The organism is Hornefia butyriciproducens (assembly GCF_009695915.1).
Lineage (GTDB): Bacteria > Bacillota > Clostridia > Peptostreptococcales > Anaerovoracaceae > Aminicella > Aminicella butyriciproducens.
Genome location: NZ_VUMZ01000007.1, coordinates 132,932 through 145,652, shown reverse-complemented (window position 1 = coordinate 145,652; position 12,721 = coordinate 132,932). Strand labels below are relative to the sequence as shown.

Here is a 12,721-nt window from a genome sequence, read left to right as displayed (position 1 = left end):
TTGATTACCTCCTGAGGGTTTTGTTTCGCAGCTTTATTCTACAGGATTTTGGTATTTGATGCTCTTACTTTTTCAATCTAAAGATGGCTCACAGACAGTGAGCCACCCCAACATATTTTTTAGAACCGTAATTCCCTTCGCCCGCTCCACGAAAAAGACATCCCGAAAAGGATGTCTTTTTTTCGTGGAACAGAAAAAAAGGGAATCAAACCCTGACCGTAGAGCGCCACGCGCTGAAGCGCTGCGCTCCTGATAGCGGAAACGGTTCCGAACCGGAAAGCGTACCCAGAATCAGGTTCGTTGAATTTTTTTGCGGAATTTGGCCCGCGAGATTCATGTGGATTTTGGCGATTTCCTCAAGTTCCCGTTGCGCGGATTCAAGAATCGCAAGGTTAGCCACACTGGCAGATCGCCTTCGCCGTTTTTTGTGATATAGATAGGCTCAGCCTCATCATGTGCCAGATCGGAGATCATGCTGTAATCGTTCCGAAGCGCAGAGGAGGATTTAATAATCATAGGCCAGTCTCCTTTTGCATAATTCTGCTATAATTCTGCCGGAATTATCATCCGCTTTCAAGAGAGTCAATGCGATTCGAATGAACTTTGTGCGGCGTAATTTCCCTTTGTTTTGTTATAGAATCCGTCACTGAAGTGTGTTAGTATGAAAGAAAATATATCGCAGGACATGATAAAGCAGAAAGGTTATACAGCGGCATGACGGTGAGCACAGGATCAATGATGAATTGTATTGAACTGAAGCCATTGGAAGCGGAGGAACTGAACCGGTTTGTGCGGGATAATCAGGAGGCCTTTAATTTTGGAGCCCTGGAAGAATTCGGTCTGCGCGACAATCACTTTGAAGAGGATGAACAGATTATATCGCGGGCGACGATTGAGATGTCTGTCAGAGATGGCGAGACGTATCGAATCATGCAGAGCGGGAAGCCGGTTGGAGGGCTTGTCATCAAGGTCGATGGCGATGAGGGCGAACTGGAGCTTCTGTTTGTTTCGCCGCATGCTCACAGCAGAGGAATCGGTTACGCCGCCTGGTGTGAAGTGGAGAGACTTCATCCGGAAGTCAGGGTATGGGAGACTGTTACACCTTATTTTGAACAAAGGAATATCCACTTTTATGTGAATCGCTGCGGTTTTCACATCGTGGAATTCTATAACAGCCATCATCCCGATCCGAACGATCCTGACATGGCACAGGACAAGGATGAGCAGTTCCCTGCCGGGATGTTCCGGTTTGAAAAGGTGGTACGATAAGGGGTGAGTACAAATGAAAATAATGAAAATACTGTTGTTTCTTCTGGATTACTGGTTTCTGCTTCTGATAGCGGGAATTGTCGTCGGGGGACTTGTTTATCGGCTGGTAACAAAACAACCGGTGAGGGGGAGCATTCCTCCGGTCGGGGTTGCGAATGACCTGCCGGGCAGCGTGACGGGAATGAACAAGCCGGAGGAGCTGGACGCTATGAATGTCAGGATGCCTGCCCCGGATGAAGACGAATATTATGACAAGCATCATCTGTGGATCGACAAATAGTAACGGTTGATCGCATCGATGAAAGGGAGTGTAAGGATGATTGCGGCAATAATGGAAAAAATGATTACCTGTTCGGACGGCAACATTCACGATATAGACCATCTGATACGGGTGTGGACATATGCGAAGACGATAGGCGAACTGGAGGGGCTGGACAATGAACGTCAGTTTATTCTTGAAGTCGCTGCTGTGACACATGATATCGCCTGTCCTTTGTGCCGTGAAAAGTATGGGAATACTGACGGAAAAAACCAGGAGAAGGAAGGCGGGCCGCTGGTGAGGGAATTTCTGGCAAACACCGGGATGACAGAAACGCAGATTGACAGGGTCGCTTTTCTGGTTGGACATCACCATACCCTTGAGGGGATTGACGGTCCCGACTGGCAGATTCTCGTTGAGGCTGACTACATCGCAAACGCTTCCGAAAACGGATACTCCGGACAGAGTATCCGGAAATTTCTGGAGAAGGCTGCGAAAACGGAATCCGGTAAGAGGCTGATAAAAGCGGTGTTCGGGATCTTGTGACAAATGAGAGACTTTCGCTGGTTTCTCTTATTATGAGAGATATTGTGCAGATTATCAGTTGATTTTTCTTATGAACCGGATAGAATCATTATTAAGGTTGAATAAAATAATATTTAGTAAAATATATTTGTAAAAAATGAAAGGAGCTTTTATCATGAAATCCGCAGTGAGATATTATTCAAGATCAGGGAATACCAGATTGGTTGCAGAGGCAATTGCGAAAGGAACAGGCACGCAGGCGGTTTCTGTAGATGCCGCGGATGCGGAAGTCCGGGAACCTGTGGACGTCCTGTTCATCGGGGGCGCATTATATGCATATGGGATAGATACGAATCTGAAAGAGTATATCAGAAGCCTGAAGAAGGAGAATGTTGCAAAAGCGGTGGTATTTTCCACGTCATGGGTTTCCAAACATGCGCTCGACCTGATCCGGGAGGAATTGAAAAAGCAGGGGATCAGGGTTTCTGAGGAAACGCTGTATTTCCGCGGGAAGCCTAACGAAAAACAGCAGGCAGAGGCAGAAAAATTCGCAAAGAAATTTCTCTGATGATACCGATGCCGGAGAGCGTAAAAATACGCCTGTTATGCGTTCAGCAAGCAGGTGTATTTTATGGAGACAGGGTTTGAACCTGGAGGGGTGGTTGAAAATGGACGGTTTTCCTTATATCAATCAGGCGGACGAAGGTTAGAAAATATCCGAGACCTTCCGGCACAAATACGGATTCGTTATAGGACGGGCGGAAGGAACCCTTGAGAAAAAATGCTGAAAAAGGCCTCCGCCCTTTTTTCTGTTGGGATTGTGTAGGCTACAGCATAACGAACATGTTATAATGCTTCATCAGGCGGATATCTTCCTTAGAGATTTTTAATTCACGGATGAGTTCTTTGTTCATATCCATGGGCCGTTTGCTGAGCAGACGTTTGGCGGCAGAAGGCATCAATGGGCGACAGGAAATGCCGTAGGTCAGGACCCATTTGTAATCGGCATCCATATAAGGAGATGGAATAGTGATTTGATACAGATCCATGGGCATGTCATCGTTCTGCAGAAGCATATTGCTGATAGTGCCGTAATGGTTCAGTTTACCGTGGAAGGTACTTTCACATACCTTGTAATGGGCTGGATCATTGACGTTCATATACATGAGCACGTCTGACTCACTGGGATGGTTCTCCTGAGGGAAAATATCTATAACAGTGTATTGAGAACGGTCAACTCTTCCATCAAAAAAATACAAGTGCAGTTGGGTAACGTTTCGGAAGAAGGCTGGAACCTCAGCATCCTCCGGAGAATGATTTGTTTCCACTTTGTTGCGGTGCATTAGATCAAACACATTTACATTCAAGGCGTTGGCGATGTCATAAAGGGTCACCACATCAACAGCAATCTGCCCGTTTTCATATTTGGAAACGGTGGACCGAGTTTTACATATGGATTTTGCCAGATCCTCCATTGACATATGACGTAATTTCCGCAGATAGCGGATCTGAGCTCCGATTTCAGCTGCAACATTTTTCTCCATAGTACTGTGTGTCCTAAAAATCACATGTGACTCTAATTCTCTAACATATTTTGAATTATACAAAAGTTAAGTTCTATAGTCAAGAAATTCTATTGTCAAGAAACGATTCAGAACAAAATGTTTCTCCGCGGGAAATATAGCTGAATTGTCAAAATTTTATTACAGCGATATAATGACCTTGACAAAGAACTGTATATTATGTGGAGAGGATACAAACCATGAGAAAGAAAGCGGATACATTATTTTACGGCGGTAAGATATATACCATGGAAGAAGAGGGTGTTTGTAAAGAAGCAGTAGTGATTAAGGATGGGAAATTTGCATATGTAGGAACCGAAGAACAGGCTCGGGAGCAATTTGACTGTGCTGAAGTCATTGATTTGGAAGGAAAGACTGTTCTGCCGGGAATGGGGGATTCCCATCTGCATTTTTTCGCTTTTTGTCAGACTTATACTACCGTAGACCTGGGTAAAGCGAAATCCAAGGCAGAAGCCCTGCAACTACTTCGCGAACGGGCAGCTGAAACCCCCAAGGGGGAGTGGATTAAAGGATCTAATTTCGATCAGTCCAAATGGTCTGATAGTGAAGATAGGCTGCCGACCCGTCAGGATTTGGATCAGGCCAGCATGGAGCATCCCATTGTAATTAAGCGAGTTTGTCTGCATACGGCGGTGGCAAATACGATGGCTCTGGAACGTGCAGGGATAACCAACGGATATGTCTTTGGTCCCGGAGGTCTGGTGGAACTGGATAAGGATGGTGAGCCCACTGGAGTCTTTCGTGAGCAGGCATCCAAAATTTATGATAATCTGATCCCGGATCCCTTTTTGGTACCCGATACCAGAGAGGCCTGCATGAAAAAAGGGCTAGAACTGGCAGCCGGTTATGGCCTCACCATGATGCACACTTATGCCGCGGAAATTTGGCATTATGATGAGGATTTTGAGGATTATGCAGCTCGCAGCAAACGGGGAGAGCTGCCGGTGCGTATGACGGTGTGCCTGGATTACATGTTTGAAAAACCGAAAATTACGGAAAAAGAGCGGAATGATCCTTACTGCACGGCGCATTTGGGAAGTTTTAAAAGTTTTTCCGATGGCTCATTAGGATCCAGATCTGCTAAACTCTATGACGATTACAGTGACGATCCCGGGAACAGCGGCATCCTGGTAATTACTCCCGAAGGCCTGAAAGAACGAATGTACGAGGCCTATCGTCATGGCCTGCAGCCCGCAACTCATTGCATCGGCGATCAGGCACTGGACGTTACATTAAGTGCGGTGGAATATTGCCTTGAGCAGGGGCGTAAAGACGGTATGACTCAGGAGGAACAAAATATGCGCCTTCCTTTTCGGATAATTCATGCACAGATGGCTACACCGGGGTTAATCGAAAGGATGAAGAAACTTCCAGTCGTATTAGATATTCAACCTGTTTTTCTCATGACAGATCTTCACTGGATTGAAGAGCGGGTGGGAAAGAAACGGGCAGAAATGAGTTATACCTGGAGAACTTATTTGGATGAGGGGATTATTCTCGCAGGAGGGTCAGACTCACCGGTGGAAAGTTTCAGCCCATGGCTCGGTATCTACGCAGCTGTAACCCGTCAGGACATGAACGAATATCCCCCGGGAGGTTACCATCCTGCAGAGAAGGTTTCTGTTTATGAGGCTGTCAGCATGTACTGCAAGAATGTGGCATATGCTGCGGGAGAACAGGATCTTATGGGTACTATCGAGACAGGTAAATTTGCTGATATGGTGGTTATCGACCGTGATATTTTCCAAATTCAGGAAAATGAAATCAAAGATATCCAGGTGTTGCATACTTACCTGGCCGGACGTACAACTTATGAACGGCAGTAGTCTATATGCTGAAACAATGCAATTACAACATTTCACGATTCAGGGACGGCGCGAGATCGGGGACTTTAATCCTCGTACAAGGAATGCGCTCAGACAGGATCCCCGTACAAAGCAGAATTGGATAGTCAGGAAAGGAGGGAGAACATGAATCTTAATTCGTATGAGCGTGTGAAGGAACTTACACAGAATATGGTGGCAATCCCCAGTATTAATAAGGAGCCAGGGGGAGAGAGTGCAGTGGCTCGCTATGTGCGAGATTTCTACTTATCCTTGCCGTATTTCCGGAAATATCCAAATCAGGTGAATTATTTTCAGACTAAAGAAGACTTTGTGGAACGTCACAGCACTATGGCGTATGTAAAGGGCACTAAGGGAACTTCGAATCGAACTGTGATTCTCATTGGACATATTGATACCGTAGGGGTAGATGATTTCGGTACGATTCGAGAATATGCTTTTCGGTGTGGGGAATTACCGGAAAAACTGCGGGAGTCATTTGTACTATCTCAGGAAGTTATTGATGACATAGAATCTGGAGAGTATATGTTCGGACGTGGTGTACTGGATATGAAATCCGGAGTTGCAGGGCATATGTATCTGATTCAGTACTTCTCAGAGCATCCCGAGGAATTAAATGGAAATTTGTTGGCTATCGCTGAGTGTGATGAGGAGGATAATTCTAAAGGCATTATTACAGCATTAGATATCCTGGCGGAACTGAAACGGACTGAGGGGTTTGAGTATGTGGCTTGTGTCAATGCAGATTATTCAACCAACTATGCGCCCGGGGATGAAAACCGTTATGTGTATTATGGCAGCATCGGCAAACTTCTGCCCTGTTTCGCAGTGTTCGGTAAGGAAGCTCACGTAGGTCAGGCTTTCAGCGCATTTGACCCGAATTTGCTCCTGGCGAACATAACTCGAAAGATATCCTTAAACACGGAACTCTGTGATATTGCTCATGGGGAAGTTACAATACCGCCCATTTCTTTGAAGCAGATGGATACCAAAGTATCTTATACGGTACAGACTGCATTGACGGCATTGGGATATTATAATTTTTTCACCCACGGATGGGATCCTTCCGTAGTGTTGGACAAGAGCAGAAGTATTGCGGAAAAGGCTTTCGATGAAACTATCGATTATCTGAACGATCAGTACCGACGATTTTGTGAGCTGAGTAAGGTAGACTTCTGTCAGCTTCCGTGGGAGACTAAAGTCTATACGTGGAGTGAGTTTTACAACATGCTGGCAGAAGAACATGGGGAGGCCTTTACAACTGCCATCCGTGACTTCACGGTCAGGCTGCATCGAGAAGATCCTACTCTGGATTTACGGCTGTTCGGGCTGCGTGTTATCCAGGAAGCGTGGGAATGGTCTGAGGACAAATCTCCAGCCGTTATTGTGTATTTCGGCTCCATCTTTAGTGCCAGAATAGAAATGACTGGGCGCACGGAGAAAGAAAAAGCGCTTCTTGATGCAGTAGAGGCTGCCATTGAGAAGATTCGACCTGAGGCTGATAGGCAAATAAAGACCAGGATGTTCTATCCGTACATTTCAGACTCTAGTTTTATGGCTGTCTGCGATGATACTTTGGCCATTCAGGAAATGATTGCCAATATGCCTCAGTACGGAGTCAAGTACAGCCATCCGGTAGAAAAGATACAACAGGTAGATGTTCCGGTGGTAAACATTGGTACGTTCGGTCATGACGGTCATATGCTGACAGAGCGAGTGGACATGCGTCATACATTCCAAAATGTGCCCAATATTACTTACGAGGTAGTGACTCGGTTATTGGAATAGCAGAAAACTTCGTCTGTATGGAATGAGACAACGGGGTTGTGTTGTTCTGAGTCGGGAGTAGGCGAATTGAACCTTATAGAGAATTGATATCTTACATTTTGCTATATTGCAAAATGTTGAATATGAGGAATACGCAATCATATCACGAGAAAGGAGCAATTATGGTTATTTTGCAATTGATTCAGGACTTTGGAAATTGGTTTTGGGGCGTTCCGATCCTGATTCTCATCGGAGGAGGAGGGTTGTTTCTTACCTGCTATCTGGGATTTCCTCAGATACGTCATTTTGGCTATGCCATGGGTCAGACCTTTGGACAATTCTTTGCCAAGAAGGAAGAGGGGAAGGTGCGGCCCATTAGTGGTGCACTGGCTGCGTTGGCATGTGCAGTAGGCGCGTCAAATATCGTTGGCGTACCGGTGGCAATTGCATTAGGAGGCCCCGGTGCAGTATTTTGGATTTGGATTTTGGCAATCCTCGGGATGTGTACCAAGTACTGTGAGGTTGCACTGGGAATCAAGTATCGTCGTAGGAATGAAGATGGAGAGTGGATTGGTGGGCCTGCTTATTATCTGCGCGGGCTTGGCAAGAAAATCGGTCTTGTTTTCGGCATCGGATACGCATTCTTCTTTATGATTGAACTCGTTCCTTCGCTGGCCTCGCAAGGCGTATCTGCTGCATCTCAATTCAATGCGTTTGGAGCTAATCAGACTATCAGTGGTTTGGTTATTGCGATTCTGGTCGGTGTAATTCTGGCAGGCGGGTTCAAGCGGGTATCCAGTGTAACAGATATATTGGTGCCTACAATGGCAGTTTTGTACGTGGCAGGAGCCTTGATTATTATTTTTGCCAATGTAACAGAAATACCCAAGGTTTTTATATTGATCTTTAAAGATGCATTCACTGGACATGCGGCTGTTGGTGGATTTACCGGTGCCACAGTTATGGCGGCCATTCGTTGGGGTGCTGCGCGCGGCGTATATTCCAACGAGGCAGGTGTGGGCTCCACTGTCGCCGGACACTGTACTGCGGAAACAGATCATCCGATTCGGCAGGCACAGTTTGGTATATTTGAAGTATTTGTAGATACAATCATCATATGCAGTATCACCGCTTTTGCTGTACTGGCTTCTGGTGTTTGGACGCAAAAAGGACTAGATTCCAGTCAGTTGGCACTGGCTGCATTTTCTAGCGTATTCGGAAGTTTCGGATCTATTTTCATTGCGGTGACGGTGTTCCTGTTCGTATTTTCCACAATCATTTCAGCGGGATTTTTCGGGCAGGTTCAGGCAGAAATTTTGTTTGGATTGAAATTCTCCAAAGTATGGGTTTTTGTGTATCCTATCTTCATTGCAATTGCCTGTGCATTTTCCAATGTAACCACTATGTACATGATTCTGGATGGTTTCATGGCAATCATTGTTATTCTGAATATGATTGGAGTCATTTTTATGGTGAAGGAGGTTAAAGAACTGCAAAATGAGTACTACAGTACTCCGGGTAAGTATTACCTGGCCGATATCGCTGCTAAGGAAACTCGGAAGGCAAACAAGTAACGCAGTAAGATAAATTGTAATGCGAATCATACTACATATGATAAGAGAAATTATGAGCAAAAGGGGCATCTGCGGATGCTCCTTTTGCGCTAAATCCCGACAGACGCTTGCGACTGTCAAAAGCCTGTCCTATAATAGAAAAGGAAATAACGCATTCTTTGTCGCCACAAAGGAAGAAGCGATTGAAAAATTGATTGGATAGTGTGAAGACACCGCAGCCGTGTCGGAAACGGAGGGAATTTTATTATGTACAATTGTCTGCTGGTGGGGTGCGGGGGCTTTGTCGGTTCGGTGCTCCGGTACCTGGTGAGTCTTATTCCGGTCAGGGAGCATACGGCTTTCCCTGTCAACACGCTCGTTATCAATGTGGCGGGCGCGTTTCTGATCGGCTTTCTGGCGGCTATGGTGGCGGAGCACGAAAATTTCAGTCCTCAGGTGGAACTGCTCCTCAAGGCGGGACTCTGCGGCGGATTCACGACTTTTTCGACCTTTGCGCTTGAAACCAGCGAGCTTGTGGCGAACGGAAGGACGGCGACTGCGATCGTTTATGTTGCTGCCAGCATGATTCTCGGGGTTCTGGCGGTGGAACTGCCTCAGGTCGTATTCTCGAGGTAGGGCGCGATAAGCGTGGGATGATGATTTATAGTTCAGGCAAGGTTTGGAGGTATTTATGGCAAAGGTTCTGATGATTAACGGAAGCCCGGATCCTGCAGGCTGTATACATACAGCGATGGAGGAGGCTGCAGCGATTCTCGCGGAGCAGGGAATTGAGGCGGAGGAGCTGCAGATCGGGAGCAGAGACATCCGTGGGTGCATCGCCTGCAGAAAGTGCAAGGAAACAGGGAAATGCGTCTTTAATGATCTGGTCAACGAAACTGCGCCCAAGCTGGCAGGAGCGTCCGGCCTGATTCTTGGTTCTCCGGTTTATTACGGGAACCCCAACGGCACAATTCTTTCCTTTGTTCAGCGTCTGTTCTACAGCTGCGGCCTGGATCTCCGCATGAAGGTAGGCGCGTCCATCGTTTCCTGCAGGCGCGGCGGAAACAGCGCGACCTTTGAGGCGCTGAACCAGTTCTTTGGAATCTGCGGCATGCCGACGGCACCGTCGTCCTACTGGAACGATGTGCATGGTTATACAAAAGAAGACGTCTACAGGGATGAAGAGGGACTGCAGACTGTTCGCAACCTCGCATTGAATATGGCGTTTATGATTAAATCTATTGCAGACGGAAAGGACAGATACGGCGCGCCCGCAACAGTGACAGATGTCTTTACGGATTTCATCGGCGGCCGGTAGACGGAAATGTCCCGCTTTTACAAAGATTTGATATTCCTTTTTCCTTTTCCGGGTAGATGAAGCTTCTCTGATCTGGTATCTTTCGAGAAAGGAGGAGATTTGTCATGTATAAAACTTTTGTTATCGACTACAATCCGCAGACCTCCAAAATGGCCGAAGCGGTGGAGGAAAAAGCGAATGAGATCGCGGGAGCGGGTTTCAAGGTGCTTTCGTTTTCCGTTACAAACAGCGGAAAGGCGATTATTCTCGCGGAGACTTCGGACACTTCGTCGGAGGGGTGATGCCGGCGGACTTTCGGTTTTTCGAATTTCAAACCGCAAAATGCAATGCAGAACCGGCAGGGACAGTCTTGCTGGTTTTTTATGTGCGTCGTGTTTTGTGCATGCCGCTGCTTGCAAAAAAGCATGTCGTGGGATATAATACTATGACTAAAGGGGCGTGAAAGCATGGCAAACGCAACGGAAGCTGAGAGACCGACTGATACAGAACTGAAGACCAATCCGGAAAAAAGCAGAAACTGTTTGCATTACAGGAGGGACAGAGAATGACGATACTCACAAAAGTACTGGCGGCGCTGACAGCGCTGGAATTTCTGTATATCATGTATCTTGAGACCTTTGCGACGGCATCGGAAAGAACATCGAAGGTTTTCGGGATGGAGAGAGACGAACTGGAACGGAAGTCGGTTAATACTCTGTTCAAAAATCAGGGTATATACAACGGCCTGCTTGCGGTGCTGATTCTGCTGGCTGCGTTTCTGTTTGTCAGTAAAACCGCGGTCATGCTTCTGATGGGCTATATTGTGCTTGTAGCGCTCTACGGCAGTATCACCAGCAATCCCCGGATCATACTCATGCAGGGCGGACTGGCAATCCTGACGCTGATTTCCGGGCTTTTCTGATATTAGAGGTAGGCTGATGAACAATTATATTCAGGAGATTCTCCGTATCATCCGAACAAAAAATGACGGGATGGTGCAGAGTGTGATGATTTTTAATAAAGAGGGGATACTGGAGTATTACAAAAAAGGCGATGAGAACCTGGGGAATTTTGCGGACGAGGTGGTCGGAAAGAGTATTTGTGACATATATGAAAATCTTAACGAAACAAACAGCACTGTAGTGAAGGCGCTGCAGACGGGGGAATCGTCTGTTACGAATGAACAGCGATTGGTCTACAGGGACTTTGATCTGATAATATCGGGAACTACATGTCCGATTCGAGATGAAACCGGGGATATTCAGGGCGCGGCAGATATCGTCCGGACAGTGAAGGTCCAGAAGCAGAGAGAATGCAGTGATGTGTGTCTGGAAAGCGATGCGCTGAACCGCATCGTCACCGGTGATGATGGGATGGTTCGCCTGAAAAAGAGAATTTCTGAAATCGCAAAGAGCGATTCGGCAGTATTCCTGTACGGCGAAACAGGAACCGGCAAGGAACTGTTTGCTGAGGCGCTGCATGATCTCGGAAAGAGAAGAGACCGACCGTTCGTCACACAAAACTGTGCGGCAATTCCCGGCAGTCTGCTGGAAAGCATTTTTTTCGGCACAGAGAAGGGAAGTTTCACCGGTGCGGAAAGAAAAGCGGGATTGTTCGAGCTCGCAGATGGCGGCACGCTGTTCCTTGACGAGGTGAATTCCATGCCTTTAGATATTCAGGCCAAATTATTAAAGGTTATAGAAGAGCAGAGGGTCCGGCGTATCGGCGGAGAAAAGGATATTTCGTTCGATGTTCGTGTGGTCGCCGCATCGAATGAAGCTCCTTCAGCTCTGATCGACAGTGGAAGAATGCGATCAGATTTCTATTATCGTATCGCCGTTGTAAATCTGACTATTCCTCCGTTAAGGGAGCGAGCAGATGATCTGGATCTGCTTACAAAGTATTATATTGATTATTTCAATCATAAAATGCATAAGAATATTCAGGGACTCTCCCAGATGGCGCGTGATTTTTTTCACCAATGGTGTTGGCCAGGAAATGTTCGTGAATTGAAGAATACTGTCGAAAATGCTTTTAACATTGAAAAGAGCACACTGATTACGATGGACTCAATCCCTGATCTGATTGAACGGGTTGCTCTGTGGCAGCAAAGGGAACGTGGACAGAAAAAACATCCGGGCAATGATCATACGGTCTGTGAAGGAAACGTGCCGGAGCGGCTGGTTACAGAGGCGGACAAAAACATCAATCAGGTGTTGTCGGGACAGAGAACGCTGTCATCCGCACTGCAGGAGTATGAAAGGCTCATCATTCAACGTGCGGTTCAACAGAGTAAAACGCTGACTGCAGCGGGGAGATTGCTGGGGATGTCTCCACAGAGGCTGGATTATCATTTACGCAAACTGGGGTTAAAATAATTTTGCAGCGGCGTTTAAAAAATATTTTTAAAAAGATGAAAAAGAATTTAAAAAATATTTTATCCTTTTCAAACGATAAAACAGACGCAGAGACGATATTGAGAGCTTCGCCGGGCCGGCGGAGTTTTTTATTGCTGCAATTCCAACGGCTTTTCTGATTCGGGGGAATTTTCTTTCATTGACTGGCGAGTTTGGCATACATACTGCTAATCATATTGGAGAAAATGTGATTCGAAAATAATCGAA

The 12,721-nt window shown here is 46.4% G+C and carries 15 protein-coding genes; 13 read left to right on the top strand and 2 right to left on the bottom strand.

Annotation, left to right across the window (positions count from 1 at the left end; genetic code table 11):
- Window positions 1-205: 205 nt before the first annotated feature.
- A complete protein-coding gene (locus tag FYJ64_RS11370; RefSeq protein ID WP_206045605.1) occupies window positions 206-400 on the bottom strand; it encodes a hypothetical protein in 195 nt (64 codons plus the stop codon).
- A gap of 335 nt (window positions 401-735) precedes the next feature.
- On the opposite strand from FYJ64_RS11370, the gene FYJ64_RS08560 reads away from it, so the two are divergent.
- The 4 genes from FYJ64_RS08560 (at window position 736) to FYJ64_RS08545 (ending at window position 2,621) form a co-directional block, all read left to right on the top strand.
- On the top strand, window positions 736-1,269 hold the full coding sequence (locus tag FYJ64_RS08560) for a GNAT family N-acetyltransferase (RefSeq protein WP_154574739.1): 534 nt from the start codon (window positions 736-738) through the stop codon (window positions 1,267-1,269).
- A gap of 13 nt (window positions 1,270-1,282) precedes the next feature.
- Entirely contained in the window at window positions 1,283-1,549 is a 267-nt protein-coding gene (locus FYJ64_RS08555) for a hypothetical protein (protein WP_154574738.1), read from the top strand.
- 51 nt (window positions 1,550-1,600) lie between these two features.
- A complete protein-coding gene (locus tag FYJ64_RS08550) occupies window positions 1,601-2,074 on the top strand; it encodes an HD domain-containing protein (protein WP_235897155.1) in 474 nt (157 codons plus the stop codon).
- A 154-nt stretch (window positions 2,075-2,228) separates the two neighbouring features.
- Entirely contained in the window at window positions 2,229-2,621 is a 393-nt protein-coding gene (locus tag FYJ64_RS08545; protein ID WP_206045604.1) for a flavodoxin family protein, read from the top strand.
- A 259-nt stretch (window positions 2,622-2,880) separates the two neighbouring features.
- Here FYJ64_RS08545 and FYJ64_RS08540 read toward each other — a convergent pair whose 3' ends face one another.
- A complete protein-coding gene (locus FYJ64_RS08540; RefSeq protein ID WP_154574735.1) occupies window positions 2,881-3,597 on the bottom strand; it encodes a helix-turn-helix domain-containing protein in 717 nt (238 codons plus the stop codon).
- Window positions 3,598-3,815: 218 nt separating this feature from the next.
- On the opposite strand from FYJ64_RS08540, the gene FYJ64_RS08535 reads away from it, so the two are divergent.
- From FYJ64_RS08535 to FYJ64_RS08495, 9 genes are all read left to right on the top strand, one after another.
- Window positions 3,816-5,462 (top strand): amidohydrolase, encoded by a 1,647-nt coding sequence (locus FYJ64_RS08535; RefSeq protein WP_154574734.1) that lies wholly within the window; start codon window positions 3,816-3,818, stop codon window positions 5,460-5,462.
- A 144-nt stretch (window positions 5,463-5,606) separates the two neighbouring features.
- Window positions 5,607-7,268 (top strand): M20/M25/M40 family metallo-hydrolase, encoded by a 1,662-nt coding sequence (locus tag FYJ64_RS08530; RefSeq protein ID WP_154574733.1) that lies wholly within the window; start codon window positions 5,607-5,609, stop codon window positions 7,266-7,268.
- 113 nt (window positions 7,269-7,381) lie between these two features.
- Entirely contained in the window at window positions 7,382-8,821 is a 1,440-nt protein-coding gene (locus FYJ64_RS08525; protein WP_235897154.1) for an alanine/glycine:cation symporter family protein, read from the top strand.
- 37 nt (window positions 8,822-8,858) lie between these two features.
- Window positions 8,859-9,023: a hypothetical protein gene (locus FYJ64_RS08520; RefSeq protein ID WP_154574732.1), complete on the top strand. Its 165-nt coding sequence runs from the start codon at window positions 8,859-8,861 to the stop codon at window positions 9,021-9,023.
- 44 nt (window positions 9,024-9,067) lie between these two features.
- Entirely contained in the window at window positions 9,068-9,436 is a 369-nt protein-coding gene (crcB, locus tag FYJ64_RS08515) for a fluoride efflux transporter CrcB (protein ID WP_154574731.1), read from the top strand.
- Between the two features lie 55 nt (window positions 9,437-9,491).
- The gene (locus FYJ64_RS08510; protein WP_154574730.1) at window positions 9,492-10,118 is read left to right on the top strand and encodes a flavodoxin family protein; all 627 of its coding nucleotides are present in this window, start codon (window positions 9,492-9,494) and stop codon (window positions 10,116-10,118) included.
- Window positions 10,119-10,222: 104 nt separating this feature from the next.
- Window positions 10,223-10,399 (top strand): hypothetical protein, encoded by a 177-nt coding sequence (locus FYJ64_RS08505; protein WP_154574729.1) that lies wholly within the window; start codon window positions 10,223-10,225, stop codon window positions 10,397-10,399.
- A 263-nt stretch (window positions 10,400-10,662) separates the two neighbouring features.
- Window positions 10,663-11,019 carry a DUF1304 domain-containing protein gene (locus FYJ64_RS08500; protein WP_154574728.1) on the top strand — a complete coding sequence of 119 codons (357 nt, stop codon included), beginning with the start codon at window positions 10,663-10,665 and terminating at the stop codon, window positions 11,017-11,019.
- Between the two features lie 16 nt (window positions 11,020-11,035).
- Window positions 11,036-12,475, top strand: coding sequence for a sigma-54 interaction domain-containing protein (locus tag FYJ64_RS08495; protein ID WP_154574727.1), 1,440 nt, complete (start codon window positions 11,036-11,038; stop codon window positions 12,473-12,475).
- Window positions 12,476-12,721: the final 246 nt, after the last annotated feature.

Excerpts from the sequence above, each read along its gene's own strand:
- FYJ64_RS08560 (WP_154574739.1), top strand. The coding sequence starts at position 736 with ATGATGAATTGTATTGAACTGAAGCCATTGGAAGCGGAGGAACTGAAC.
- FYJ64_RS08545 (WP_206045604.1), top strand. The coding sequence starts at position 2,229 with ATGAAATCCGCAGTGAGATATTATTCAAGATCAGGGAATACCAGATTG.
- crcB (WP_154574731.1), top strand. The coding sequence starts at position 9,068 with ATGTACAATTGTCTGCTGGTGGGGTGCGGGGGCTTTGTCGGTTCGGTG.
- FYJ64_RS08495 (WP_154574727.1), top strand. The coding sequence starts at position 11,036 with ATGAACAATTATATTCAGGAGATTCTCCGTATCATCCGAACAAAAAAT.
- FYJ64_RS08505 (WP_154574729.1), top strand. The coding sequence starts at position 10,223 with ATGTATAAAACTTTTGTTATCGACTACAATCCGCAGACCTCCAAAATG.
- FYJ64_RS08500 (WP_154574728.1), top strand. The coding sequence starts at position 10,663 with ATGACGATACTCACAAAAGTACTGGCGGCGCTGACAGCGCTGGAATTT.
- FYJ64_RS08520 (WP_154574732.1), top strand. The coding sequence starts at position 8,859 with ATGATAAGAGAAATTATGAGCAAAAGGGGCATCTGCGGATGCTCCTTT.
- FYJ64_RS08555 (WP_154574738.1), top strand. The coding sequence starts at position 1,283 with ATGAAAATAATGAAAATACTGTTGTTTCTTCTGGATTACTGGTTTCTG.
- FYJ64_RS08535 (WP_154574734.1), top strand. The coding sequence starts at position 3,816 with ATGAGAAAGAAAGCGGATACATTATTTTACGGCGGTAAGATATATACC.
- FYJ64_RS08530 (WP_154574733.1), top strand. The coding sequence starts at position 5,607 with ATGAATCTTAATTCGTATGAGCGTGTGAAGGAACTTACACAGAATATG.
- FYJ64_RS08550 (WP_235897155.1), top strand. The coding sequence starts at position 1,601 with ATGGAAAAAATGATTACCTGTTCGGACGGCAACATTCACGATATAGAC.
- FYJ64_RS08525 (WP_235897154.1), top strand. The coding sequence starts at position 7,382 with ATGTTGAATATGAGGAATACGCAATCATATCACGAGAAAGGAGCAATT.
- FYJ64_RS08510 (WP_154574730.1), top strand. The coding sequence starts at position 9,492 with ATGGCAAAGGTTCTGATGATTAACGGAAGCCCGGATCCTGCAGGCTGT.
- FYJ64_RS08540 (WP_154574735.1), bottom strand. The coding sequence starts at position 3,597 with ATGGAGAAAAATGTTGCAGCTGAAATCGGAGCTCAGATCCGCTATCTG.